The 26,097-nt window shown below is 64.8% G+C and carries 17 protein-coding genes; 6 read left to right on the top strand and 11 right to left on the bottom strand.

Translation table 11 applies throughout. From position 1 onward, the window contains the following. Positions 1-291: 291 nt before the first annotated feature. From F5544_RS31270 to F5544_RS31320, 11 genes are all read right to left on the bottom strand, one after another. A complete protein-coding gene (locus tag F5544_RS31270) occupies positions 292-2,283 on the bottom strand; it encodes an RICIN domain-containing protein (RefSeq protein WP_167476505.1) in 1,992 nt (663 codons plus the stop codon). A gap of 925 nt (positions 2,284-3,208) precedes the next feature. Then, complete coding sequence (locus F5544_RS31275; RefSeq protein ID WP_167476506.1) at positions 3,209-5,758, bottom strand: hypothetical protein; 2,550 nt, start codon at positions 5,756-5,758, stop codon at positions 3,209-3,211. A 12-nt stretch (positions 5,759-5,770) separates the two neighbouring features. Continuing rightward, entirely contained in the window at positions 5,771-7,972 is a 2,202-nt protein-coding gene (locus tag F5544_RS31280) for a hypothetical protein (RefSeq protein ID WP_167476507.1), read from the bottom strand. 2 nt (positions 7,973-7,974) lie between these two features. Beyond that, complete coding sequence (locus F5544_RS31285; protein ID WP_167476508.1) at positions 7,975-8,487, bottom strand: hypothetical protein; 513 nt, start codon at positions 8,485-8,487, stop codon at positions 7,975-7,977. Positions 8,488-8,498: 11 nt separating this feature from the next. Beyond that, complete coding sequence (locus F5544_RS31290; protein WP_167476509.1) at positions 8,499-11,198, bottom strand: DUF6603 domain-containing protein; 2,700 nt, start codon at positions 11,196-11,198, stop codon at positions 8,499-8,501. Positions 11,199-11,577: 379 nt separating this feature from the next. Further along, complete coding sequence (locus tag F5544_RS31295; RefSeq protein WP_167476510.1) at positions 11,578-11,832, bottom strand: acyl carrier protein; 255 nt, start codon at positions 11,830-11,832, stop codon at positions 11,578-11,580. A gap of 17 nt (positions 11,833-11,849) precedes the next feature. After that, on the bottom strand, positions 11,850-13,076 hold the full coding sequence (locus F5544_RS31300; protein WP_167476511.1) for a ketosynthase chain-length factor: 1,227 nt from the start codon (positions 13,074-13,076) through the stop codon (positions 11,850-11,852). After that, positions 13,073-14,347 carry a beta-ketoacyl-[acyl-carrier-protein] synthase family protein gene (locus F5544_RS31305; RefSeq protein WP_342760388.1) on the bottom strand — a complete coding sequence of 425 codons (1,275 nt, stop codon included), beginning with the start codon at positions 14,345-14,347 and terminating at the stop codon, positions 13,073-13,075. Before F5544_RS31305 ends, F5544_RS31300 begins: the two co-directional genes overlap by 4 nt. A gap of 102 nt (positions 14,348-14,449) precedes the next feature. Beyond that, positions 14,450-14,983, bottom strand: coding sequence for an aromatase/cyclase (locus F5544_RS31310; RefSeq protein WP_342760389.1), 534 nt, complete (start codon positions 14,981-14,983; stop codon positions 14,450-14,452). Between the two features lie 926 nt (positions 14,984-15,909). Next, complete coding sequence (locus F5544_RS31315) at positions 15,910-16,974, bottom strand: alpha/beta hydrolase (RefSeq protein ID WP_167476514.1); 1,065 nt, start codon at positions 16,972-16,974, stop codon at positions 15,910-15,912. Between the two features lie 17 nt (positions 16,975-16,991). Further along, positions 16,992-17,894, bottom strand: a complete 903-nt coding sequence (locus F5544_RS31320) for a LysR family transcriptional regulator (RefSeq protein WP_167476515.1) — start codon at positions 17,892-17,894, stop codon at positions 16,992-16,994. 1,252 nt (positions 17,895-19,146) lie between these two features. Here F5544_RS31320 and F5544_RS31325 point away from each other — a divergent pair. From F5544_RS31325 to F5544_RS31350, 6 genes are all read left to right on the top strand, one after another. After that, positions 19,147-20,847: an enoyl-CoA hydratase-related protein gene (locus F5544_RS31325; protein WP_167476516.1), complete on the top strand. Its 1,701-nt coding sequence runs from the start codon at positions 19,147-19,149 to the stop codon at positions 20,845-20,847. Positions 20,848-21,358: 511 nt separating this feature from the next. After that, the gene (locus F5544_RS31330) at positions 21,359-23,809 is read left to right on the top strand and encodes an ATP-binding protein (protein WP_167476517.1); all 2,451 of its coding nucleotides are present in this window, start codon (positions 21,359-21,361) and stop codon (positions 23,807-23,809) included. Then, on the top strand, positions 23,806-24,210 hold the full coding sequence (locus F5544_RS31335; protein WP_167476518.1) for a roadblock/LC7 domain-containing protein: 405 nt from the start codon (positions 23,806-23,808) through the stop codon (positions 24,208-24,210). The genes F5544_RS31330 and F5544_RS31335 overlap by 4 nt, the downstream gene beginning before the upstream one ends. A gap of 2 nt (positions 24,211-24,212) precedes the next feature. Further along, positions 24,213-24,569, top strand: a complete 357-nt coding sequence (locus tag F5544_RS31340; RefSeq protein WP_238846760.1) for a DUF742 domain-containing protein — start codon at positions 24,213-24,215, stop codon at positions 24,567-24,569. Beyond that, entirely contained in the window at positions 24,550-25,143 is a 594-nt protein-coding gene (locus F5544_RS31345) for a GTP-binding protein (protein WP_167476520.1), read from the top strand. Before F5544_RS31340 ends, F5544_RS31345 begins: the two co-directional genes overlap by 20 nt. A gap of 13 nt (positions 25,144-25,156) precedes the next feature. Beyond that, a complete protein-coding gene (locus tag F5544_RS31350; protein ID WP_167476521.1) occupies positions 25,157-25,954 on the top strand; it encodes an MHYT domain-containing protein in 798 nt (265 codons plus the stop codon). The last annotated feature ends 143 nt before the right edge of the window (positions 25,955-26,097 follow it).

Below are 26,097 nucleotides of genomic sequence, written 5' to 3' on the forward strand. Positions count from 1 at the left end.
TCCTACCCCTTATCTACTTGGGCACAGTTGGGTCGACCGGCTTCAGCGAGGGGTTCATTGAGGGCAGGGTCGCGTCTGATCAATTATCATTGAAGGAGTTTCCGTAGACGTCTCCCACAAATTTGATCACGAAGACCTTCGGCTTGTCCAAATCAATAACTAACCGCTACTCGAGGCGCGCCGTTCCCTCCGGACAATATTTCACCGGACCGCGGAACCCGGAAGTACGGTCCTACGGGCTCCCAGTTGTCACCGCATCGGGAGGCGTACCGTCGGTCACGATAAACTCGGTTACCTGCGATATCCGAGAAAGGTAATTGATGGATAATCCGAAGTCTCAAGAAGGAACTTATTCTCGTATCCAATATCTCCATATGTGGTGAAGTTTTTGGTATCGTGCTCGGCATCGAAAATATCCGTATCATTGTACTGAATCTTCAGATTATCCCATTTGTTCTTGAATATTTTCCAGTTACCGAACTTCAGTTCCTTTTCGAGCCCAAGGACTCCGTATACGGTGAACCAGCCATCCGTGTGACTGATATCGACCACGTTCATATCCTTGGTACCCTTGTGCACTATCCTGAAGTGCTGCGATGACGAGTCCTTGAACAGGCACCATTCGCCGAACTGAAGCTCGCGCTGAGCGACGATATCCTGTTCAGCTTCGAATACTCCGTATACGGTGAACCAGCCATCCGTGTGATTGATATCGACCACGTTCATATCCTTGGTATCCCCGGTACCCTCGCGCACTATCCTGAAGTGCTTCGATGACGGGTCCTTGAACAGTTGCCAGTCGTCGAACTGCAACTGCCCGCCGGTGGTGATATTTTTTTCGGCTGCGAGATCTCCGTATACGGTGAACTTCTTGGTGACAGCCTCGGCATCGAAAATATCGGTACCGCCGTACTGGATCTTCAGGCTGTCCCATTTGTTCTTGAATATTTTCCAGTCGCCGAACTTGAGCGCTCCTGTAGTAATTGTCACATCACCGCCGACGGTATTCGTCCTCACGTCCCAGTTGAAATTGTTGTCCAGGCCGGAGAAGTGTGAGTTACCGTCGACATCCAATGTGCCGCGAACTATGAGGTTTCCGAGTTCGAGGTCGGGTTTGCTGACGGGGACGGTTTGGGTGAGGTAGTGGTTGACGGCGTGTCCGCCGGTGGTGAGCGATGCTCGGAGGTAGAACGTGGTGTCGTGGTTCAGCGCCGGAGAGGTCCAGCTGCGTAGGTTTGTGACGTCGACTGGGGGGTTGTCGTCGTAGAGCAGGCTGTAGCCGACGCCTTGGGAGCCGCGCCAGGTGAGGGTGACGTTGCCGCCGTTGCTGATGGTGGTGTAGGGGGTTTCGGCTTCGAGGTTGGTGGGGATGAAGTCGCCGAAGGTGAACCGGTATGGGGCTTTGCCTATGAGGATGGTGGTTTTCGCGGGCTTTCGGTTTGCGTCTGTTTTCTCGCTGATGTCGAGTTCGGCGACGCCGACGGTGGTGTTGACCGCGAGTGTGAGGGTGAATGCGTAGCCGGTGTCGGTGATGGTGACGTCGTGGTCTCCGGCGGGAGTGGCGATGATCGCGCCGCTGCTGGAGTCTTTGGTGAGTGCCCAGTCGGCGCTGGGGGCGACGCTGTAGGTGACCTCGTCGAAGTGGTCGGTGAGATCGGCGGCGGCTTTGCCGACCGGCAGGGTGAATCGGAGTTCGGAGACGGTGACCGGCGTGGTCGGGTCGGGGTTGGACACCAGGATGGTGACGGTGGACAGCTCGGGGGTCGTTTTCGGGGCGGAGAATTTCCAGCGTTGGTTGTCGCCCCCGTTGGGCGTATATTGCTCGACGTTGGCGCCGTCATCCTTGCTGGCGCGGGTCACATCCAGCGCCTTACCACTGCCGACGTTGATGAGGGTGAAGCTCTGCCCGTCCGTGGCCTGGACCATCTGCCACTTCTGGTTGTCATTCCCGTAGAACGTCCACTGTTCGACGTTCGCGCCGTCATCCTTGCTGGCGCGGGTCACGTCCAGCGCCTTACCACTGCCGACGTTGACCAGGAAATAGGTGTCGGCCTGCCCGGTCGGGCGCAGTGCCCACCGCTGGGCGTCGGTTCCGTTGGGCGTCCGCTGTTCGACGTTCGCGCCGTCATCCTTGCTACCGCCGGTCACATTCAGTGCCTTGCCGCTGCCCACATTGGTGATCACATAGTCGTTCGGGGCGAGATTGACTTGCAGGGGGGCCGGGTTGGTGACTACGGCGTAGTCGAGCAGACAGATGGTTTTGTCGAGTGTTCGGATGAACATCGGCGTTCCCTTCAGGCTTTGTCGGGGTTGGTGGATGCCGTACGGCGCAGTCGGCCGGTGTGCAGGGCGGGGGGTGTGGTGGGGATGGTGGCGGTGGTGTCCGCGGCAATCAGCGGGGTGCTGATCCAGCCGTCGGTTGTCGGCTCGGCCAGATCCCAGGTGCCCGTTCGGGTTCCAGGACGCGGCACGACCAGGCCCGATGCCGGTTTGCGGTCGGGGCCGGTGCGTACGCCGTCGCTGGCGAGCAGCGGCCCGACCCGGAAGGACACCTGGAGGGCGCGCATGGCGCCGTCCACCTGTTCGGCGGGTAGCCGCAGCGGTGTGGCGGGCAGGATGTCGGTGACGGCGTGCACCGCGGCCCTCGGGTCGATGATCATGGTGACGGCCGCGGGGCCACCGCGCAGGGATAAGGGGAAGCCGGAGCCGATCGGGGTGAGGTAGTCCGGCGCCTGCGCGGGCCGGTGCACCGTGTGCATCGTGGTGTAATCCGTGCCGAAGAAGTAGCCGATCAGCCCGTCGGAGAGCTGCTCAAGCGCGCCGAGCCGGACCTGCCACGGATAGTCGAGGAAGTCCGGGGTGGGCGGGGTCAGGGTCGGGTCGAGTTCGTACTGCCAGTGTTCCCAGCTCGGGTCGAAGGTCGGCGGGCCGTCCAGTTCGAGTTCGAGCCGTGCGCGGACCAGGGCCAAGGGGCGGCCGGCCAGGACGGTCATGGTGGTGTCGTCCCAGTTGCCGAGGGGGTTGACGGTCCACAGTGTCTCGTCGATGGCGGTGAGGGTGCCGGTGAAGGCGTCCGCGCCGGCGGCCACGAGCCCGGTGAGAACGTCGGCCAGGTGGGGCAGGTCGCCGCGCAGGCTGTCGAGGGTGGGGTAGGCGGAGTTCGGCGCTGGATCCCAGGTCGGTGTCGGCTGGCCGGACGTGTCGACCGTCAGGCGCAGTTCACCCAGCGCGGCGCCGGTCGGGCCGTAGCAGGCCAGGCTGTTGTCGAGGTGGTCGGGCAGCAGCCAAGCGCAGACCGGATCGGCACCGGTGCCGAGATCGACCACTGTGCTGTCGTCGCGGGCGTCGAGGTAGTCGAAGCGCAAGCGGGCCGGCTGGTGCAGACGCGGGGGAGCTCGACGAATCGCTTCGGTTCCAGGTCTTCTACCGTGATCTTCGGCCGCAGGTCCTCGGGCAGGACGAGTTCGCGCTGGACGTAGTTGTCGGAGTTGATCGGGTTGATCGCCTGCCCGAAACGGTCCACCACCGCGAGTTCGATGAAGCTGAACTGTCCCGCGCGGACTTGGGGGAAGGTTGATTTCGGCCAGCTGCGCTTGGGTGTGGTCCCGAGGATCGGGACATGTTGGAATTTTCCGCCGATCAGGTCGACCACGGTTTTCTGGTCGGGTTGGATGCTGGCGGGATTGACGTTGGGTGCGGGGTCGCGGCGGGCGATGCGCTGGTCGAGCCCGTCGAGGGCCTGGCTGAGCAGATCCCAGGTGGCGATCTGGTCGGCGAGCGTGGTGAGTTCGGTGCGGGTGGCGGGGTCGGCGTCGGGGTGGGTGTCGATGTAGTGGCGCAGCCTTGAGGCCAGGTTGAAGGTGGCGTGCGGGGTGAGGTAGATGCGCCCGGTGTAGACCTCGTAGTCGTCGGGGGCGCCGGTGCCGTTCCAGTCGTAGTAGGCGCCGTCGAAATCCCAGTGTCGCTGACCGTCGCTCTGGTACGGGATCGGGTAGTAGCGCAGCTGGTAGATCAGGTACAGCGGTGACCACGGCTGCCGCCATGCGACCGCGCCGTAGGCCGGTAGCGTGCCGATCACCTTGGCGGCCGGGTCGGCGGTCGCGCCCGCGAGGGTCCCGGCGAGCTGGGCTTGGTCCAGGAGCCAGAACTCGTTGAACAGCCCGTTCCCATCGAAGCCGTTCGGAAGGGCATTCTGCGGGGGGCGGGGTACGGAGTCCGGGGGTGCGACGATGCCGTGCCCCAGGTCGATTCCGCTGACCAGGTCGTTGTTCCCGCGGCACGGCAGTGGAGCGGAAAGGTCCGGCGCCGGTGGGGTTTTCACGCCGTTGAGCAGCACGACCGGGTCGTTGGCCTGGTAGAACTCCGGCAGCGGTACCCGGCGCAGTGCCAGCCCGGCTGGCAGGCCGTGGTCGGCGGCGTAACCGGCCGCGGCGGTGGCCAGCTCGTCCGGGGTCGCGCCCCACGGGATCCGGTGGGGGTGCTGGCCGCGGGTATCGCGGCGGGCGACGAGATCGGCGACGAGCTGGCGGATCCGCTGAGCGAGGGTGCCGTCGGTGTCAGGGTCGAGTTGGGTGTCGAAGTCGTCGGGGTCGAGTAGATCCTCGGGAATGTCGTCGCGCTGGTCGATCCACCACAGGCAGTACAGTCGCCACCGCATATCCGCCAATTGGCGGACCAGGTCGTCGTGCGCGGCTTGGTCGGTGATCAGGGTGGTCAGCCAGTCCGGAACGGGTGCCGGGGTCTGCGCGGCGGTCTGGGTGGTGGCGGTGATCTCCCAGGTGTATCCGCCGTTGGAGGGGCCGAACCAAGCCCGGTGGACGGCCTGATCAATAGCCTCCGCACCGTCCTGCCCGGTGTCGAGCAGGCCGTATTGGATGGCGTCGAGCAGGCTCGCGGCCTCGGTGTCACCGGTTTTCATTTCGATGAGAGCGGTCAGGGCGTCGATGGAACTGTTGCCGACGGCCACCTCGATGCCCGTGTCCGAGGTGGGGCGGTCGGAGTCAGGGACGGCGCCGGCGCGATCCCAGGCGACGCCGAGCGCGGTGCCCGCATACAGTGACCGGGTTGGCGAGCCCTGTCCTGATGCGACCGGAACCCAGCCGAGCGTGGCCGGGTCGGCGCCGTCGGCGAGCGGGTCGGCGCCGGTCGCGGAGTACCAGCCGATCACCTGGTAACTGAGCGTGTCGGAATCGGCCACATCGTCGAGTGGGTCGTGCAGGGAGAAGACGTTCTCGTTGTAGGGCTGGTAGGCGGTGAAAGTGAGCAATCCGGCGCCGGCGGCGGTAAGGAATAGATCGCGGGGCGCGCCTTCACTCCACGAGGCGGCGGGGACTTTCCGGCCGATGTGGACGCTGGAGCGGCTTTGCTTGTACGGGTTCAGGAATGCGGAGGTGCCTTCCTGAGAGTCGTCGGTGACGAAGTCGCTTTCCACGACCCAGGCGGTGGCGGTTCTGCTGTTCTGGGGGCCGGAGTAGCGCAGTACCAGCCACCGGTTCGGGACCAGGGGGAAGGTTGTTTTCCCACTGGCCGGGTCGTGCTGCCCGCGCCGCAAAGCGTGCGGGAGCTGCCACTGCAGGTACACGCCGTCCGCTGCGGGGTCGGTCATGTCCTCGTTGTTGGTGAAGGGTTCGGGTTCGGGGCTGAGGTTGTCGTCGAGCGACCGGAAGTTCGCGCGCCAGCGCTGGAATGGGACGGTCTCGCGGACACGGTCGTTGACGACCAGCACCTCGAGTTCCATGGGAACGATCAGAGAGTTCATGGAGCGGTGTCCTTAGGAGCGGCGGAAGGTGATCTGCTGGGTGGCCTTGACCAGCTGGATGGCCAGCCCGGCCGCGGTGATCCCGTCGGTGGGCAGATGTCCGGACAAGGTCTCGCTGAGCGCACCGACCAGCGCGCCGGTGTCCAGGACGCGGGTATCGGCCGACCGGAAATACTTCGTGACATCGGACAGGGTCACCCCGGGCAACGGTGTGCCGGGCGCACCGGTGAGGTCGCGGCCCTGGATGATCTCACCGTCCTCGTAACCGAGATGCATGCCCTGCGGCGGCTCGGTGAGCACCAGTTCATCGATGATGCCCTCGAAGAGGAACATCAGAACATCGCCGGCCAACGCGTCGGCCCGCAACGCGGTCGTCGGCCCTCCGCCCGCGGTGACCGTCATCCGCAGCGCCGGCCAGGCCGCGACCAACTGCGACCGCACGAGGAAACCGGACATCGATGCGGGGATGTCGTCGAGCACGTCGTGCAGCAATGTGGTCAGGTCGGCATCGAGGCTGGTGGCGACGCCGATGCTCAGCGCGCCGTCGATCAGGGCCGTCTGCCACGCCCGGTCGACGTAGAAGAATCGCAGGCTTTCCGACGGCAGCAGCCGCCCGTGCGGCACGAGATGGTCGAACGGGACCGGGTAGAGCATCGCCAACCGGCCCAACCATGCCCGCACCGGCGCGGCCTCGGCTGCGGTGGCCTGCCGCAGCGCTGTCCGCACCGCCGGATCGGCGAGGTGCGCGCGCAGCACACCGACCGGCGTGCGCGTGTCGGGGGCCGCGACCCCGGCTGCCGCGCGTCCGTCGACACGCCGCGGAGCGTTCAGTGCGCCGGTGAGGCGGGCACCTAGACCGCCGGAGACCAGGTGGTCGAAGCGGCGGCTCGCGGCTTTCGGATGCAGCGCGACATGCGGGTCGGTGGTGTGCCAGGCGCGGGATCGCCCTGCGCGCCCCCGACGGGTGTCCGTCAGTCGGGCGGTGAGCCGACCGACGCTCCGGCGCCACTGCATCAGCGCGGGGGCGAAACCACTGTCCGCGAGCGCCAGAGTCCGGCCCAGGGTCCACGCCGCCGCGTAGCTGGAATCGAACACACCCTGCTCGGGCAGGTAGATCAGGCGGGCGTCGGCGGTGGTGCCGTGCTCCACCGCGCCGGGCAGCGGCTGCGGCGGTACCGGGCACAGCGGGCCGCGATACCAGCTCAGGGTCTGTTCACCGGAGGACACCCGGTAGTTCAATGGCACATAACCGCTGGACAAACGGTCACGAACCGGGCCGGTGGTCGCCGCCGGGGGAATCCGCAGCGACAGGTTCGCCGGATCGGTGACGCCCGGCGCAGCCAACCCGCGGACCAGCGTGCCGAAATGCGCTCCCCCATCCGGCAGCGACTGGAACGACCAGTTGTACAGCGACACCATCCGCAGCGGTTTGTCCGGGGTGGTGTCGCCTGCCACGTAGGCGCGGAATCCCTCCAGCGACACCAGGTGAGCGACATACTGTCCGCCGCCCACGCTGGGGAACCGGTTGCCGACGACAACCGCGTGCAGTTCCGGATCATCGGTGGGATCGGCGGCCGCCAGGTGACCGGCGCGCCCGCCCGATCGGGTGGCCTGCACCGACGGTTGTGTCTCCTCGCCCTTGCGGACGTGCGCTAGCCAGTGCAGTTCGGACAGACGCGGAACGACCTTGGTGAACACGTCAGCAGGCACATCGATGCTCCGGCACACCTGCGCGCGGACGTCAGCGGGCACGGTGGCGGGATCGATGTCGGGGACAACCACAGAGTCGGACTTGGTGAGCAGGTCTGCGACGGTGGCGGACCTGGTCACACCGGCGGCTTCGGGATCGCCGGGGAGTTCACCGGCGGCGAACACCAGCACCGCTACCCAGGGCACGCCCTTGTCGCCGGTACCGAGTTCGCGTTCCCAGGGCAGTGGCGCACGGGCCAGCGTGAGGTGCGGCAGCAGTTGGTCGAACGGTCCCGCGGCGCCGGGGGGCGGATAGGCTCCGTGCACCGCGTCCGCCGCCAGGGTGAATTGCGGGGCACGCACGCTGAGGGTGCGTGCCGTGGGGGTGTCGAAGAACCCGCCGGTATCGATACCGTCCACCTGTTGGCGGACACTGATCTCATAGGTGCCCGCCTCTAGTTGCGGGATCAGGCTGTCGTGGAATTGGAAGGCCGTCGCGCTGGACTGCCGGAGAACTTTCGTCATGGTCATGCTCCCGAGGTGGCGACCAGCGGCGCCGCGGCGAGGTCGTGGGTGACCAGGCCGGCGTAACCGGTCATCGAGTCGTTGCTGCTGGGGGCCAGATCGACGGTGGCCAGTACCGTGTAGAGATCGTTGCGGGCACGAGTGGTCTGGTCGGTGGCGATACCCGAGGCGATCGTGGCGACCGAGCCCGTATCGGTCCGCGGTACCGGCCCCGCCGGGGAGGCCGATGCCGACAGGGGAACAGCGCCATCGGGTGTGATCGGATCGAGGTCGAGCACGCCTGCGGCGACGTCGAGCGAATCGGCCAGGTGCGGTGCGGGCACGGTGATCTTCAGTCCGGTCAGCCGATCATCGACCAACCCGGTACCGGACAGGCTCGGCCCGCTGCCGTCGCCCCACAACGACTCGGGAACGTTGCCTGCCACTGCTTCGGCGCTCCATCCGCTCACATCGACGCTCGCGCCGCCGCGGGTGACGGTCACCGTCTGGGTGGAGGTGAGTCCGGTCTTCGCCATCGGACGGATGTTCACACCGTCGTCGCGGGTGGCCACCGTGCGATCGCCGAACACAACATGGGAGGCGGGGAACGCGGTCGCGGTGGTGAAGCTGAATCCGTGGGTGGATACAACCCATGGAGCGGGTCCTTGGGTGTCCCGCACCAGATCGGTGCTCTCCTGCTCCGGCTCCAAACCCTTGACCGGGCGAATCTGGTTGATCTCCGTACTCGGGGAAGCTGGGTGCGGAACTGGTCCCACGATACGGACGGTCGATCACCGGGCTTGTCGGCACCGAAGCCGATGGTGAACGAGACGAACCACAGATGCACCGTCGCCTGCCCGCCAACCGGTGGACCCCACAGATCCAGATCCACCCCCAGCTCCGCGCTCAGCGTCGCGTGCACGAACCATACGTCGATCGTCAACGACACGCCGATCGAGACGCCGATATCGACAAGGAACCAGAACGGATCCCACTCCACCAGCGCATCCAGATGCGCGGTGAGCCACGCCTTGAGCGCACCGTCGTGGAAGGTCAGCGCCAGCGCGCCACCGGCCATGGCCGCATGCGGCGTCAGCGCGAAGTACGCCTCGCCGCGCATATTCACCTCGTTGCTGATGCCCCAGGTGTAGCCGACGCGCGGCACGACCGGATAGTGGTCGGGCACGGTGAACGCGGGGTGATAGCCGCCGAGGCTGATCACGAACTCACCCTGGTGCGGCCCGCCGACCCACACATTGGCGGCCAGCCCGCCGGTCAGCGCACAGGCAGGGGCCATCAGGTAGGAGTTCGGTGTCAGCTGGGCAGTCAGTGCCAGCAGTCCCTCAGATTGCCGGTACAGGGCTTCGGTCGCCACCTGCACCTTCGCCCATGGCGCCTCGCCGTCGGGACGGTCCTGCGGGAACTCCGCCGTAGTGAGGCCCAGCAGCGCGATCACCAGATCATTACCGAACTCGACCAAGGCCAGAGCGGTGGTCTCGAACATCTCGAACGTGGTGAATCGCAGACCGATCGCCAGCCAGTTCTCCCCCGATGCGGGTTTGACCCAGGCGTGGTCGCCTGCGGCCAGTACCTCGAGCACATGCAGCGGACCGGTCCCCTGGCCCCCTACCACATCCGGATTATCCAAGCCGGCGACCAGCGGGAACTTATAGACCTCGGCGACCTCCGGCACCCGGACCGCGCTGTTGTAGCCACCGCCCAGATACGCTCCCTTGACCCGGAACGGCGGAGGTCCGAATCCGCCCTCCTTGTCGGCAGCTCCCACACTGCCGAATAGGAAGACCGACGGTAGACCGTTCGTCAATTGGGCATATCCGCCCGCGATACCGACCGCGACAGCCGGAGTGGTGAGCATGCCCAGCCCCTCCAGCCGGAAAACATACTCATCGGTTGGCTCCTCGTAGATCGCCGCGCCGATCAGCTCGATCGGGCCGCGATCCAGTTCGAAGCCGATCCCGCCCATCGCGAAACTGAATTTCTGATGCGCCCCGATGGGCACTCCGATATGGAACTTGATGTCGACCACCAGGCCCTTGACGTTGGCCTGGAGGCTGACCTTGATCAACGGCTTGCCGTCTTCGAAACCGGGCTCGATGTACTTCAGCCGGATCGGGCCGCTGCCCGAGGTCGACGCCGCCTTCTCGACGACACCGTCGCCGTGGGCAATCGAGGTGGACACCTGTTCGTCCGGGGGCGACCAGCTGCCCTTGGACTTGCCTGCCAGCCATGTCACCAACATCGGCAGATCCTGACCACCGAGTTGGTAATCGAAGCCGAGACTGACCCCCTTTTTCAGGCCATCCGCCGGAAAGACCGGAACATCGTGCCCGGCCTCCCGCAGCCGGGTATTCCACGGCACCACGTCGTCCATCGACAACGATTTGGTGGTGAACATCAGCGTAATACCCTTGCCCACCATCATGTTCTCGGCGGGAATCAAGCCCGACAGCACCGGAACGGCGCTGGTGTCGAAGTTGAACAGCACCTCGACGACCCCGAAGTAGGTGCGCTTGCCGCCCGTCTCCTTCGAGGAGGCCAGCACCCAACGCACCTTGTCCACGACGGGAACGTCGGTGAGATCCACATCGCCGGACACCACATAGGGCTTGCCCGCCGAACGGTAATGCTTGTACCAGACATGCTTCGTCGCGTAGCCGACCGCGTCCTTGATCGACGGGAAACCCAGGGCTTCCGCGACATCGCTCAGCAGCAGGTCGGCCTCATCGACAACACCGTCGATGGCCTGACTGATATCGTCGCCCAACTGTGTACGAAGGTCGATCGGCGGTGCCGACCCACTCGACACACCATCCGCCGCCGTCTCGCCCGCGCTGTATACCAATGCCGCGCCCACATCGTCCAGAACCACGCGCGGCGTATGGAATCCATCCTCGGCCAGCTCACCGTAGTCGGCGTCGACGGTCCGCGTCCGCACATGCCAGTCAGCCAACGCGATCTCCACGGCGAACGAGGCCAGCGCCTGCCCCGACGCGATGAATTTCGCATCGACCGCCAGCATCGACGAGCCGCCCAGCGTTGTCGTCCCGGAGACGGTCAAACCAGCCACATCGGAACGCGCATTCGTGATGATCAGCGTGCTGTCGGGAAGGTGCGCATCGAACACCGTCGACGCGTTCGGCAACCCCAACTCCGCACCGGTGATACTGACGGTCTTGCCATCACCCTCGCGTAATTTATCTCGCAGCTGCTCAACAGTCATGGCCATCGAAAAATTTGTCCTCACTTTGCGGGCGGATGAACGGTTGACGAACTCGCAGGGTCACATTCGAAACTCTTGATCACGAATAGAAGGAGAAACACCCCGGGCAACCGAAACCTGTTGCACAATTTCTGCCCAACCCCTTTCGAATCGATATAAACAGGCACGAATAGCACCGGATTTCGGTAGATACGGATCGGACCACGATCTTCGCGGCTCGGGCTCTGGAAACTCTGGCCGCGCAACAGAATCCGCCGGACATGGCCGAGTAGCCAATTACAGCGGAAATAAAATGCCGGTGAGCATATCTCGAGCAGGAATGGCCAGTAGTCGCGACGCGAGACACGGTCTAACACATGACCTCGACCGCCAGCGCACTGCCACCTCAGTTATCGGCGATCGCGGCGTTGACGAATTCGAGCAGTTGCCGTGGGGTGGTCATTTCGATCAGTTTTTCTTCGGGTAGCGCTACGTTGTACCGCTGCTCGACGCGAGCTGCCGCCTCGATCAGCGCGAGGGAGTCGTAGCCCAGATCTTCGAACTGATAATCTACGAAATCATTCTCGTGAACGTCGATCTCGGGATTTCCAGCGCTCGCGATCAGGATTTGGAACAGGTCCTCGCCGGTGACCGTACTCATTTCAGTTGTTCTCCTGCCTACCGCCTGTCCGCAAGAGCGCGGATGACAAGTGCCGAATTGAATCCCCGTTTCCCTCTGGCCAGCACCAGCGCACACGCCACCGGTCGGGCCAGGGGTTGCCCTAGTACCACATCGACCGGGTAGGTATCCGGTACTTTCGTGGTGCCCGCGATCGCGGGAATAACGTTGTCCCGCACGGCCAGCAGTGCCGCGACGACGTCGAGCGGTCCGCCGCCCGCGTAGAGCCGACCGGTCAGCGCTTTCGGTGTTGTCACCGGCACTCCCGCTGATCCGAACAGCGCACCTATCGCCTCGGCCTCGTCCCTGTCCAGTTCCGGCACGCCCGCCGCGTCCGCGAAGACGACGTCGACTTCCTGTGGGCGGACTCCGGCGTCGGCCAAGGCAAGTTCGGCTGCTCGCCCCAATCCTGGTACTCGTCCCGACCCTGGTTTCGGATCGAATGTCGCGGCGTAGCCCGCGATCTCGCCGTAGCCGCGGACTCCGCGTGCGTGTGCCGAGTCGGCCCGCTCCATGACCAGGATCGCACCGCCTTCACCTGGCACGTATCCCCGCGCATCCCGGTCGAAGGGCAGGTAGGCATCCAGTGGGTCATCGGCGTGGCTCAGTCGTCCACTGGCAATGTGGGAAACCCAGCCCCAAGGATCGAGCGAGGAATCCACCCCGCCGGTGACCACCAGTGGTGTGCCGCGCCGGGCAGCGCGGCGCGCGTGCCCCAACGCATCGAGTCCACCCGCCTGCTCCCCGACCAGGACGGCGCCCGGCCCGCGCAGCCCATGCCGGATCGAGATCTGGCCGGTATTGACCGCATAGAACCACGCGAACGACTCGTAGACGCTGACCGACCGCGGACCTTCGGTCCACAACTTCTTGAACTCCCGATGAGTGAACTCGAAGCCACCGGTGGCGTTGGAGGTGATGACGCCCATGTCGTAGTCGCGCAGCGTGGCGGGATCGACTCCTGCGTCTGCCAACGCCATCGTCGCGGCCGCCAGCGCGAATCGAGTCGAGATGTCCGTCTGCGCGAGCAGGCGCTGTGGCATGAATTCTTCCGCGTCGAAGTCGAGCACCTGCCCGGCGAGCTGAGCAGGATATGGCGACGGGTCGAACCGGGTCAACCTGCCGATCCCGCTTCTTTTCCCGAGCGTCGAGGCCCAAAAATCCTTGCTGCCGAGACCATTCGGCGCGACGACTCCGACTCCGGTCACGACGACCGGGGATCTCATGCGGCGACCTTACGTAATACCATTGCGCTCTGAAATCCGCCGAAGCCGCTGCCTACGGTGAGAACCGTGTCCACCTTCTGTTCACGCGCGACCAACGGCACGTAATCGAGATCGCACTCCGGATCCTTCTCGTGCAGATTCGCAGTGGGCGGAACCACATTGCTCTCCATCGCCAACAAGCACGCGGCGATCTCGATCGAGCCGATCGCGCCCAGCGAGTGTCCGACCATAGACTTGATAGAGCTGATCGGCACCCGGTAGGCGTGCTCGCCCAGGCTGCGCTTGAAGGCTGCCGTCTCATGACGATCGTTCTGCTTGGTTCCGGAACCGTGTGCGTTAACGTAATCCACTGCGGAGCAATCGATCTCGGACTCCTGGACCGCGACTCGGATGGCCTCTGCCAGCTCCCGACCATCTTTCTTCAATCCGGTCATGTGGTAGGCGTTCAGGCGAGTCGCGTATCCGGTTATCTCACCGTAGATGTGGGCGCCTCGGCGACGCGCATGTTCGAGTTCCTCGACGACGAATATCGCGGCGCCCTCCGCGAGGACAAAACCGTTGCGGGAGCGGTCGAACGGGCGGGATGCGCTCTCCGCCTCCTCGTTTCGGGGCGTCGTCGCCCTGATGGCATCGAAGCAGGCCATGACGATCGGCGAAATCGGAGTGTCGGTCGCACCGGCCATCATGATGTCGGCGGTACCCTCGCGGATGAGATCACGTGCGTATCCGACAGCATCCAGACCCGACGTGCACCCATCCGAAACCATGGTCACCGGACCCTCCGCACCCACCGCCCAGGCAACTTCGGCTGCTATCGCGCCCGGAGTCAAATAGTCGAACATGTGCGGCGAAAGATAGTCGGCGTCAACCATCCAATCCCTCCCGCTGTCCGACAACACCAAATACTCGTTCTCCAGACTCGTCGCCGCGGCCACGGCACTGCCGATGCTCACCCCGACCCGATACGGGTCCAGCCGATCCGGTTCCACTCCGCTGTCGGTCAGGGCTTCTCTCGCGCAGACGACGGCAAATTGGGCCGACCGGTCCATGCGGCGAATCTCTCGTGGGGTCAATCCTTCGCCGAGCGGGTCGAATTCACATTCCGCGGCGATTCGCGAACGGAACCGACTCGCGTCGAAGAACGTGACCGGTCCGGTCGCGGTGCGCCCAGCGGAAAGCAAGTCCCAGAAGAGCTTCTTACCCGAACCACCGGGGGCCCGTATGCCGATGCCGGTGATAACAACGCGACGATCCATTCCCTCCTCCTCCATTGAATACTCACTCCGCGCCGTCGACCAGACCGACGACCCGGGACTAGCCGGCGCCGACAATCGAAATCGGGAAACACACCACGGTGAGATCGATGAATCGCGTCACCGAGCAGTCGTTTTCACGGCTACTCGTTTCTCGGCGAATTCCTTCACCGCACCGAGGTCCGCCGCACTGTTGCGTTCGACAGCAGTCTGCAACAGCTCGTCGACTTCTTCGTAGGTGAAGCGGCCATCGACCTTGCCATCGATCGGTTCCCGCGGCTCGAAATCATGGGTGAGGACGAGCTGGGTGCGCGACTCGTCGATCGACAGGGCTCGCCAGTCGCCACCCATGTATCCCATCAGCGGTGCGTTCTCCAGCTGCCGGTAGGAAATTATCCGGCGAGTGACATCGATATCACGCCTGGAGACCCACGATTGGACCTCCCCGTTGACGTCGACGGTCAGCCGGGCGATCTGGTGCTTCGGTGACTCCTCCAGAATCTCCACGGCCCGGGTGGGCGGAAAGATCCGGGCGTATCCCTCGACATCCACGAGTATCTCCCAAACGACCTCGAGCGGAGCGTCGACGGTGACTGTGTGTTCAGTGTGTCGCATTATTCTGATCGCTTTTCTGCAGAAGGATTCAAGGGACATTGCTTCATGGTTGGCATAAATCGCCTAGTAATCGAGTGCGGCCACATGCGGTTGATGAATTCATGGACCTTGGGCCTGCTGTACTACAGCACCGAAGATATGCCTCGGTGAACATGATGCAGAGATATCCTGAGTGAATAGATCAGTCCGGTTCAGCTGCACTTCGTCCAGGAAAATCCCGTCGCATAACGGCCGTTCGCCCCCGAAACTTCGTATCCGGCGGCAATTACATTGCGTGGGAGGTTACAGTCGAAAACCGTTCTGCATCGACCTGACCGGGGTCGACCGCATGCCCTGCCCGTTCCGATTACATGAACTGCGACAACGATCTCGGATGAGATGGATGAGGTTCTTATCCAGCCGACAGCTGTCGGATGCGGTCGCCGGTCCTACAGACTCATATCCGTCGCACACAACGCATTTAGTGCCGAACTCGAGGTCGGCACACCTGAAGCATTACCCCGAGTTACGGCATCCCCGAATATCCCCGGAGCACGCCGAAGCTCCGCCAGTGCAGATATCGATCCGATGCGATAATTGCCAGAGGCGTCCATAATCTCCATCCGTCCGTCCATCCATCACTCCGTGACGGTACCGCGACTTCGGTTATGAACGCCATGTGCGGAAGTACCAAATTCTTCCTACCCGCCGCACAGTGGCAAATGATCTCCGGCGACAGAGCCAGGGTTTTCGCGCCGACGGTTGCCCGGTCGTTGTGAGCCCCTCGACGTCCCTGTCAGCCAGCACTGACCACCCCGCTCCCGCCACGTCAAGTGTCGAGTGACGATTCCGGATCGACCGGCACAGGATGATCAGGACCACCTCCCGACCCAGGGTTCCGCGCTTTCTCATTGCACCCCAACCACTTCCGGCGTGTCGCCGGCTCGGGCCACCGGCCGATCCGCTACCCGGAATGACTCACTGCCTCAACCTCGGTGGATGTCGAGGCCATCGGCCAGCACCGGCCAGGATTTCTTGAAGGCATCCTGCCAATAGCCCCACGAATGTGTTCCGGTCGGCGTGAAGTCGTAGGTCGCGGGTATTCCGAGTTGGTTCAATCGGTTTTGCAGGTTGTGCGTGCACATATTGGTGCTCGCCTCGATGACGCCGCCGAGCAGTATTTGAGTCAGCAGCGCAGCGGGCCCGGGCGTGATCAGGTGCGGATCGTCGATCCGATCGTAGGGTCCGGGGATGCCGGTGCCGGACGAGATGAACAGATTCACGCCGCGCAGCTTGTCCGCGTGCAGATAAGGGTCGTTTTCGGACCACAGCGGGTTGTCATCGGCGCCCCACATGTTGGCGGAATTTCCGCCGCCCCAGATATCGACCGCCATCCGCACTGCTCGCTTTCCCAACGGATCGCTGGTTTGTGCGCAACCGCTGTAAGACGCCACGCTCCGGTAGAGGCCCGGTCGAGCTTCCGCCAATGCGAGCACAGAGGTGCCTGCCATGGATAGACCGGCGATGGCGTTGACTCCGTTGGTGCCCAAGGCGGCATCGATCAGTGGCGGCAGTTCCTCGAGGAAGAAGGTTTTCCACCTGTTGCGACCCAATTTCGGGTCATCCCGGAGCCAGTCGGTGTAGTAGCTCCAGGCGCCACCCACCGGCTGGACCACGTTGACATTCTTATCCGCGAGGAACTCACCGACATCGGTATTGCGTCGCCACGTCGCCAGATCCGTGCCGCCGCCTGCGCCGTTGAGCAAGTACAGCGTTGGGCGCGGAACCGAGGCATCCGCTGGGCGCTGGACCTCGACGGTGATCTGCTTGTCCATCGCGGCGGAATAGATCAGCAGGCCGAGGCTGTTGCCGCTGCGGATGACACCCTCGACGATCTTCGAACCGTCGGCGGTGATCGGTGACCCGAGCAGTTGCCGGGTTGTGATGATCGGATCAGCGGTCGCCACGGCATCGTCGATCGTCAACGATGTCGCGACGGCAACGGTTGCCAAGGCGGCGGCCGCGACTCGCCTGCACGCTCGGAGTCTCATACGAAAGCCTTTTCCTTTCAGACCGCGCACAGGCGGGTGGGTTCGACTGGTCTGGGCAGGACGGCTTCGGTGAGGATGCGCATCAGTTCTTCGACCGTCGGCGTCATTTCCGTGGCGTGCGCCAGGATGCTGCGCTGGAGCGGGGATTCCAATCGAATGGCGGTGACGGCTCGCGACGATTCGCTGAGTGACATCAGCGGGACCAGGGCGACGCCGACTCGGTGCGCCACCAGGTTCAGTGCCGCGGTCACGTCCGGCGCGGTGACCGCGTAGCGGATCCGCACACCCGCCCGGCGTGCCTCACGATCGACGAGGTCGGTGATATCGGAGCTGGGCGCGCATCTGATCCACGGCATCTCGGCGAGTCGGTCCCAGGATCCACGCAGGCGACCCTCCTGGTTCGGCGGGCACGCCACGACCAGCTCCTCGTCACCGATGACGTGGACGAACTTCGCCGACGAACGACGGAGCGGACCGAGCGCCAGATCGACAGCGCCGCTGTCCAGCGCGCTGCTCAATGCCCGCATATCGCAGAACGACCGGATCTCGATAGCGTTCACCCCTCGCCGATGTGGCATTCGCTGGATCAGCGACGGCAACATTTTGTTGGCAAGGGTCGGAGTCGTGCCGACGGTGATCATGCCGTCGGGAAACTGCTCCCCGATGGAAATCGCCTGATCCACCGAATCGAGAATGTTCGAGGCGTGCTTGTAGAATTCTCTGCCGAACTTTGTCAAACCCGATCGTCGCGCCCCCGCACCGAACAGCTTGTGGCCGAGCGAATCCTCGAGCACACCCATCTGCTGTGACATCGCGGACGGGCTGACGCCGAATTTCCTGGCGGCAGCGGACATCGAGCCCAACTGCACGACGCCGACAAAGTATTCGAACTGCCGAAAGGTGACAGCACTCGACCTCACCGGAGCACATTCCATCGGTAGCCCCTCACAATCGGAGCACCGGCCGGAGCCTGGTCCAGGCCGGTGGGAATTGTTGCCGAACCGGAGGCCGCACGGGTCCGGTGCATCGCGAGCCGATCCAAGAGCCCGATCGGGTCCGACAGTGACGGCTTGGACGGACCTAGCGGCAACGGGCTCGGGTATCGACCCGGCTCGGAGCCGAATTCGTTGATGGAGCCGGAACGGATATGACCGTGCGGATCGAGCCGAAGCGAGGTGGCCAGGGAACGCGCCGCCGGTCGGGCATCGGCGGTTACCGATGCGGCGACGGTATTCGCCGTACCGATGGTCGACCCCACACCCACGACGCCGGCGCGGCGCGATTCGGAACCGCCGCCGCTGCCAGGAGCTTTCGTCGGTGTAAACATAGAAATGACCTCGCTGTCGATGTCCTCGTGTGTGCTGACAAAACAAATGAGCTGTTGCGAATTAATCACCTACACTGGGCATAATCGATTGCACAGTTCGAGCGGGGCCCGCGCTGCGCTATGATCCGGTATGACATGGTTGCCGAGTTTGTGAAGTCCACCTCGGCCGTTACCCCGGTAGCGTAGGCCGTGATAGTTCTCGCGTCAATCGGACATACTTCATAAATCACTGTTGCCCAGCTCACCTTCGAGAATGAGCCGACTGAAATGTGCTGTGGCAATGCCAAGGCTTCGGAGTAATCCGGTTAACCGGGCAGCACGCAAAAGTTAACAAATGGCCTCCGGTGACCGCATCTACCATTCTTTGACCGGGTCGGCCACCTCTTCGAAATATCGCATACCAAGAATGTTGAGCCACAACTCAATGCACTTGAATAATGCATGGAACGGCCGGATCGGGCCAGCGCGGGTCGCTACCTGTTCGCATCGGAACACAGCCGCTCCACGCCACCAAGGGCGTACCCGAGGCCGGACGTCCGCACACTTCCAGCCCGCCAGTACCCGTAGCGGGCACCATGCTCCCGAACGCGCGCCTGTCTGCGGCTGCCCACGAACGAGGCAGGTCCAACCTCGACTTCGGTGCTGCCGCGGAGGTCGTCGAGCAGATCGCTAGCAATCATTCAGCTATCGCTCGGTCGATAGCGGCAGAACCTGACACGAACCCTTGGTGCGGCTACTCTCGGCCACCGAGGCCCCCATTCCCCGGATCAAGTCCGGGGCAATCAGGCGACGGCCGCCATCTCATTCGCAACTTATTTCGGCGAATCGCCGGCGGAGAGGTCGCTATGCACCAAAATATCCTGCTTCTCAGCGACGCCGAGAACGGCCTGACAAAGCGAATAGCCCTGGCTTTGCGGCGCGCGGGCCATTCGGTGCGAACCGCCGTCGTGAACGACGGCACGGACATGCACGCCGCCGTTCGAGAGTCGGTGCCGGATCTGATCCTGTGCCCGTATCTGACCAAGCGCATTCCACAAGCGATCTACGACAGAATTCCGACCGTGGTGATCCATCCGGGTCCAGTGGGCGACCGTGGTGGCTCGAGCTTGGATTGGGCCATCAGTCGTGCGGAATCGATCGGGGGTGTTACCGCGCTCGGCGCGGTGGCCGAGTTGGATGCGGGTCCGATCTGGGCCTGGCGGACGTTCACCCTGCCCGAAGCACGGAAATCGGATATATACAACTCCGTCGTCGCGGACGCGGCGGTGGAGTGCGCCCTGGAAACCGCCGGCAAAGTGGGCGATCCGGCGTTCCGGCCGATCGACCAGGCTGTCGCGTATCGACCGGTGGCACACGCTACCGCACGACCGTTGATGCGCCAACGGGACCGCGCCTTCACCTGGTGGGACGGAGCGGAGACGATCCTGCGGCGAATTCGCGCGGCCGACGGTTCACCCGGCGTGCTGTCGGTGATCGCCGATCGCGCCGCGTACTTGTTCGACGCGCACCCCGGCCGCGCCGGCTTGTCCGGCGCCGAACCGGGCCAGTTGCTCGGCCGCCGCCACCATGCGGTCGAAATTGCTTGCGGCGCAGGTGAAAGCATCTGGATCGGGCACATACGGGTCGAGCTCGAGAATGGGTTCTCAGATAAGGCGCCCGCGACGGCAGCGCTGGCGCGTGCGGGCATTCCGCTGAGCACGGTCCCCGTCCGTGCCGCGCTACAGGACTCGTCCTGCCCCGATGTCACCTACCACCGAGACGGGCCCGTCGGCACGATCACCTTCACGGCATACAACGGCGCGATGACAACCGGCCTGTGCCACAGGCTGGCCGCCGCCATCCGCGCCGCGGCCCGGCAGCACACCCGCGTCCTGGTACTTCGCGGACAGACCGGCTCCCCGTTCTCGAATGGCCTACATCTCGGCGCGATCGAACTCGACAAGCGACCGGCGTGGGAGGCCTGGCGCAATCTTCGCGCCATCAACACGGTGTGCCGGGAGATCCTGATGTGTCGATCCCAGCTGACAATCGGGGCATTCTCCGGGTCGGCGGGCGCCGGTGGGGTGATGCTCCCGCTAGGGGCCGATGTTGTCGTCGCCATCGATCGTGCGGTGTTCGACCCGCATTACGCCACAATGGGTTTGACAGGGTCGGAGCTGCACACCTATACGTTGCCCCGACGGGTCGGCGCGGCGACGGCGCGGCGGTTGCTGATCGCCTGCGAACCGATCGATGCGATGGCGGCGCACGAGATCGGCCTCATCGATCAGATCGGCCCGGCAGCCGGTTTCGACGGCTGGCTCGCCGAGTTCGCTCGCGAGTACGCGGAACCCGGCCGGTGGGATACGACCATGCGGCGTAAGCGTGTCCGCCTGAGCCGGGACTTCGCGCGAGTACCGCTGGATGCGTACGAGATTCAGGAGCTCGCCACCATGGCGCAGTGCGTGTTCGACGACCGGTACGACTTCGCAAGGCGACGGCAGTCGTTCCTCGACAAGACCGCCTACTCGGGTTCCCGAGCCGATATCGCACAAAGCGGCGCCTGATCGTTTTCGGCGACATACCCAACTCGGTAAATCGGCCATAATCTATGTGATATAAACCTCGAAAATAAGGTCGATTACAATCGTAGCTACTTAATAGCTATCATCTTAACCATCCGTTCGCCGCCGCACTTATCCAAAATACGCAGCCGCACTTGGCCAGATGCTTGCCTATCCGGAAAAATCGAGCGTTTACCCATCGAATAAGCATGGATCCGAGCTCTTGTGATATAGCACTCACCGGCCTGTTTCACCACTTCCGCATTGCGCTACTTCTGCCACAATCAAATCAATCCATGCAGTAGCGAACTCGCCGCAATAAAGTGATCCCGATGCCTCACACGTTCGACGAGACGCTGACGAACATCGCAACAGGTACACAGCTCGTGATTTTCGAACTCGAAGACGTGGCCGCCGGATGATGACGGATTCCCGAGGAGGCCACGTAAACGTGCCGAAGCGAAGGAATACAGCACCAACACGGCGCCGGGCGTGGTCGCTATCCCACTGGCCGGTGCGCACGAAGATCGCCGCCGCGCTCGCACTGCCGGTGCTGGTCGCGGCGACGCTGGCGGCCGCCAGAGTGCAGACCCAATTGGCCGACGCGGCGCGGTTCACCTCGACCGCCGACCATGTCGGCGTGCTGCCCGCGGCGGTGGACCTCGGCGCGGCGGTCGACGCCTTGGGCGCCACCCGAATCGCCGGGACCGACCCGGCGGCATCCGCTCGAGGGGTGGACGATGCCGCGCACCGGCTCGCCGATCAGATCGCCGATCTCGGCCGCGCCACCGGTCCGCTCGGCGATGCGATCGCCTCGGCCCGGATGCTCACCGATCGACTCAGCTCGGACGCGCACACCGCCGACATCGCCGATCGAGTGGACACCATCAACGCCACACTCCAGCGCGGGGTAGCCGATGCCGTACCGACAGCGGGATCGGAATATCTGAGCCGGTTGAGTGACCGATTCGTCGACGCATGGGACGCGCGCCGCGCCTTCGCGAGTCAGCGAATCCTCTCGGCCGGCACCGACCGTGGCCCGCATTCACAAACCCGGCTCGTCTTCTCGGCCGGCGTCGAAGCCACCGCACTCGGCGAACTCGCCACAGGGGAACCCGCTTCGAGCCCGATCGACACGACACTGCGGGCCAACCGGGCACGGCTGGACGCGCTGTCCAACGGCGCCGATATCGACACACTCGCCGATACCTTCACCGCGGGCGAGGCGAGCTACCGCCAGATCATGGCCGATGCCACCGCGGCGCTGCGGCAAGGGATCACTGATCGAGCCACCGAGTCCAGCACCTCGGCACTGCGCGACACCGCCATCGTCATCGCGGCACTGCTCGGCGCGCTCACGGTTGCCCTGCTGATCGCGCAATCGCTGGTGATCCCGATCCGCCGTCTGCGCGACGGCGCGCTGCGTGCGGCGCGCCACGATCTGCCCAAGATGATCGCGCGTATCCGGGCCGCGGACCCGGATACGCGGCTCCCCGCACCGGTACGCCTTGCCCATAACACCGGCGAGGAGCTCGGCGAGCTCGGCGAAGCCATCGACGACCTGCACCGCCAGGCCATCAAACTGGCCGGCGAGCAGGCCACGATCCGGCGCCAGGTCAACGATATGTTCGAAACGCTGTCACGCCGCAACAAAGCGCTGATCGATCAGCAACTGGGCTTGATCGAGGCACTGGAGCGGGACGAGGAGAACCCGGCCCGGCTACGCAGCCTGTTCCGACTGGACCATCTGGTGACTCGCATGCGCCGAAACGGCAACAACCTGCTGGTGCTCGCCGGAACCACGGCGCGACGCAACCGGACCGGCCCGGTGACCATGACCGAGGTGATCCAGGCCGCGATATCGGAGGTCGAGGAGTATCGAAGGGTCGCGCCGAACGGGGAACTCGACGTCACCGTCGCCGGTGCCATCGCGCCGGATCTCGCGCACATCCTCGCCGAGCTACTCGATAACGCGCTGCGCTTCTCCCCACCGGACAGCCCGGTACGGCTGACCCTCGCATCGGCGATCGATGGCGGTGTGCTCATCGACATCGCCGACGCCGGGCTCGGCATGGCGCCGGACGAGATCGCCGAGATCAACCGGGATCTGGTGACCGGCGGTTCGATCAGCGCCGATACCGCGCGGCGAATGGGCCTGTTCGTTGTCGGGCGGCTGGCGCACCGGCACGATATCGCGGTTCGACTGCGGCCGACCCGTGGCGTCGGCGATCGCACCGGCATTACCGTCGGGGTGCATGTGCCCGCGGCGGCGCTGGTCGAATCGGCTCCGCGACCCGGTCCGGAGATCGGCGCCGCGATCGTCTCCCGGCGGACACCACAGCCTGCTCCGTCACCGGTCGCCATCGCGGCCACGGCTTCGGCCCGAGTGGCGGACCCGCCCGGCCCGGCGACCGCAGCCCGGCACCCAGGCGCCCGCCTGCCCAAAAGGCGCCCCGGGGCGAACGGATTCCCGGTCAGCTCGCCCGAGGCCGTTCCGACGAATTCCACGGAACCACCGCCACCACGCCACCACCGCGAACCGCGGCCCCGCGCAGCCGCTACCACGGCCTTCTTTACCGCCCGGCTATCGGATACCGTTGCGCCGCAACAGGATTCCGACAACGAGCCGACGCCGATCTACCAGCGGCTCGTCTCCGAATGGCTGGCCGACCCGAACGTCCCGCCGGAAGTCCGCAGCACGCGGTGGTCATCGGCCAGCGCCGACGCCGGGTGGGATGCGGCGCGCCAGGCCGCATCCCACCCGGTCGAACGGACGACCGCGGCCGGACTGCCGATCCGCCAGCCCGGCGCCCGCCTGATCCCCGGTTCCGCGGCCGCCGATGATGCGCCATCCACCCGCGATCCCGAACGGATTCGCGCCGGACTCACCGGGCTGCGATCCGGTATCGAGCGAGCCCGCGAGCAGACCGGGGCCACTACCGATGACCCTAGGGAGACCCGATGAACAGCACCGTGCGTGACCTCGACTGGCTGCTGACCAAATTCGTCGCCGAGGTGCCCTCGGTCCGGCACGCCGCCGTCGTATCGGCCGACGGACTGATCACCGCGGCGAGCGCGGACCTGCCGACCGAACAGGCAGACCGGCTCGCCGCCGTCACGGCAGGGCTGGCAAGTCTCGCCACCGGCGTATCGAACCTGTTCGGCGGTGGTGTCGTGCAGCAATCGATCATCGAGATGCAGTACGGCTATCTCCTGCTGATGAGCGCGGGCAGCGGCGCCTTCCTCGCCACGCTCACCACCGGTGGCAGCGATATCGGCCAAGTCGGCTACGACATGGCGTTGCTGGTCGACAGCGTCGGTACCGCGCTCCAGGTGACCGAACGATCCCGCTCGGCCGGTGGATGACCGTGACCGACGAATCGACTCACCCGCCCGACGAACCGCGCCTGGCGCGGCCCTATGCCGTCACCGGCGGCAGAACCGAAGCGGCCGTGGACCTTCCGCTCGAGGCGCTGATCGAAACCATCGCCGCCGGTCCGACGAGCGGATTGCCCGGCACGATCGCCGACCTGTGCGACACCCCGCTGTCGGTCGCCGAGATCGCCACCGCGATCGGGCTGCCCATCGGGGTCACCCGGGTGCTCATCGCCGATCTGATCCTCGCCGGAATCCTGCGCCGACACGACACCCTGGCCGCCGACGCCACGCTGTTCGAGCGTCGCGCTCTGTTGGAAAGGACGCTCGGTGGTCTTCGCGCACTCTGACCGGCCGCGACCCACCGGCCCGGCCCGATCGACCAAGATCGCCGTGGCCGGCGGATTCGGCACCGGCAAAACCACCTTCGTCGGGGCCATCTCCGAAATCGTGCCGGTCCGCACCGAGGCGCTGGTCACCGAGGCCAGCGCCGGAATCGATTCGCTCGCCGGACTTCCGGGCAAGGAATCCACCACGGTGGCCATGGATTTCGGTCGGATCACCATGTCCGACGAGCTCACCCTCTACCTGTTCGGCACGCCCGGCCAGCACCGCTTCTGGTTCATGTGGGACGACATCATCCGCGGCGCGATCGGCGCCGTCGTACTCGTCGATCTGCGGCGAATCGACGAAAGCTTCGCCGCCATCGACTATTTCGAGATGCGTGAACTTCCGTTCATCATCGCGGAGAACGTCTTCCCCGACTCGCCCGAGGTCGACATCGGCGACATCCGGGAGGCGCTCACCGTGTCGAACCAGGTGCCGATTCTGCGAATCGACGCGCGCGACCGCGAATCCGTCAAGCGCGCCCTCATCACTCTTACCCAACACGCACTGAACCGCCTCGCCACTGACCCGATGTGACAGGAGTCCGCCGATGCACCACGACATACACCACTTCGCGATGGGCAGATGGTTACTGCTGCTGGCATATGTGGTCTCGGTAGCCGGGTCCTTCACCGGTCTCGCCTGCACCCGCCGCGCGGTCGCCGCGGGCGATGGCCCCCACCGAACCCGTTGGCTGCTGATCGCCGCCATCTCGATCGGCGGGGTGGGCATCTGGCTCATGCACTTCATCGCGATGCTCGGTTTCACCGTTCCGGGCGTAGCGCTGCGCTACGACCTCTGGTGGACGGCCGGCTCGGCCGCACTGTCGATCTCCGCGGTATTCATCGGGCTGCTCGTACTCGGCCCGACGGTGCGAGCAGGCCGACTGCTCATCGGCGGCCTCATCACCGGGCTGGCCGTCAACCTCATGCACTACACCGGGATGCGGGCCATCCGATTCCAGGGGCGGATCCACTACGACACCCGGCTCGTCGCCCTCTCTGTGCTGATCGCCGTCGTCGCCGCGACAGCCGCGCTGCTGTTCACCCTCATTCTCGAATCGACGCCGCTGCGCTTGATCGGCGGTGCCGTCATGGGTGTCGCCGTGGTCGGCATGCATTACACCGGTATGGCCGCCGTCCGCGTCGAAGTCGATCCGGCGCTCCCGGCACCCGTCGGCATGGCCGTCTTCTCGTTCCTCTTCCCGGTGTTCGTCCTCGGCCTGCTCGGCCTCGCGGTCCCCATCACCGCCCTGCTCACCACGACGCCCGCCGCACCGTCGGCTCGGCCACGTTCGACCGCCCCATCTCGGCGGACATCGCGGGCGCGTTTGCCGAAATCCGCTTGAAAGTCGGCGGCCACCGATGTGACGAAGGTCATCTATCCGACCTTCGGATGGGCGACAATACGGTCGGCCGCCCGTGCGATGTCCGTCTTCGGCTCGCCGGGCTCGATCGAATGTCCGCTCTTTGCGCACATACCGCCCATTCC

Source organism: Nocardia arthritidis (assembly GCF_011801145.1).
In the GTDB taxonomy this organism is placed as follows: Bacteria; Actinomycetota; Actinomycetes; order Mycobacteriales; family Mycobacteriaceae; genus Nocardia; species Nocardia arthritidis_A.

What these genes read in the sequence shown, in the direction of transcription:
- F5544_RS31280 (WP_167476507.1), bottom strand. Translation starts at nt 7,972, where the DNA reads ATGACGAAAGTTCTCCGGCAGTCCAGCGCGACGGCCTTCCAATTCCAC.
- F5544_RS31295 (WP_167476510.1), bottom strand. Translation starts at nt 11,832, where the DNA reads ATGAGTACGGTCACCGGCGAGGACCTGTTCCAAATCCTGATCGCGAGC.
- F5544_RS31275 (WP_167476506.1), bottom strand. Translation starts at nt 5,758, where the DNA reads ATGAACTCTCTGATCGTTCCCATGGAACTCGAGGTGCTGGTCGTCAAC.
- F5544_RS31300 (WP_167476511.1), bottom strand. Translation starts at nt 13,076, where the DNA reads ATGAGATCCCCGGTCGTCGTGACCGGAGTCGGAGTCGTCGCGCCGAAT.
- F5544_RS31305 (WP_342760388.1), bottom strand. Translation starts at nt 14,347, where the DNA reads ATGGAGGAGGAGGGAATGGATCGTCGCGTTGTTATCACCGGCATCGGC.
- F5544_RS31310 (WP_342760389.1), bottom strand. Translation starts at nt 14,983, where the DNA reads ATGTCCCTTGAATCCTTCTGCAGAAAAGCGATCAGAATAATGCGACAC.
- F5544_RS31335 (WP_167476518.1), top strand. Translation starts at nt 23,806, where the DNA reads ATGAACAGCACCGTGCGTGACCTCGACTGGCTGCTGACCAAATTCGTC.
- F5544_RS31315 (WP_167476514.1), bottom strand. Translation starts at nt 16,974, where the DNA reads ATGAGACTCCGAGCGTGCAGGCGAGTCGCGGCCGCCGCCTTGGCAACC.
- F5544_RS31325 (WP_167476516.1), top strand. Translation starts at nt 19,147, where the DNA reads ATGCACCAAAATATCCTGCTTCTCAGCGACGCCGAGAACGGCCTGACA.
- F5544_RS31270 (WP_167476505.1), bottom strand. Translation starts at nt 2,283, where the DNA reads ATGTTCATCCGAACACTCGACAAAACCATCTGTCTGCTCGACTACGCC.
- F5544_RS31290 (WP_167476509.1), bottom strand. Translation starts at nt 11,198, where the DNA reads ATGGCCATGACTGTTGAGCAGCTGCGAGATAAATTACGCGAGGGTGAT.
- F5544_RS31350 (WP_167476521.1), top strand. Translation starts at nt 25,157, where the DNA reads ATGCACCACGACATACACCACTTCGCGATGGGCAGATGGTTACTGCTG.
- F5544_RS31285 (WP_167476508.1), bottom strand. Translation starts at nt 8,487, where the DNA reads ATGGCGAAGACCGGACTCACCTCCACCCAGACGGTGACCGTCACCCGC.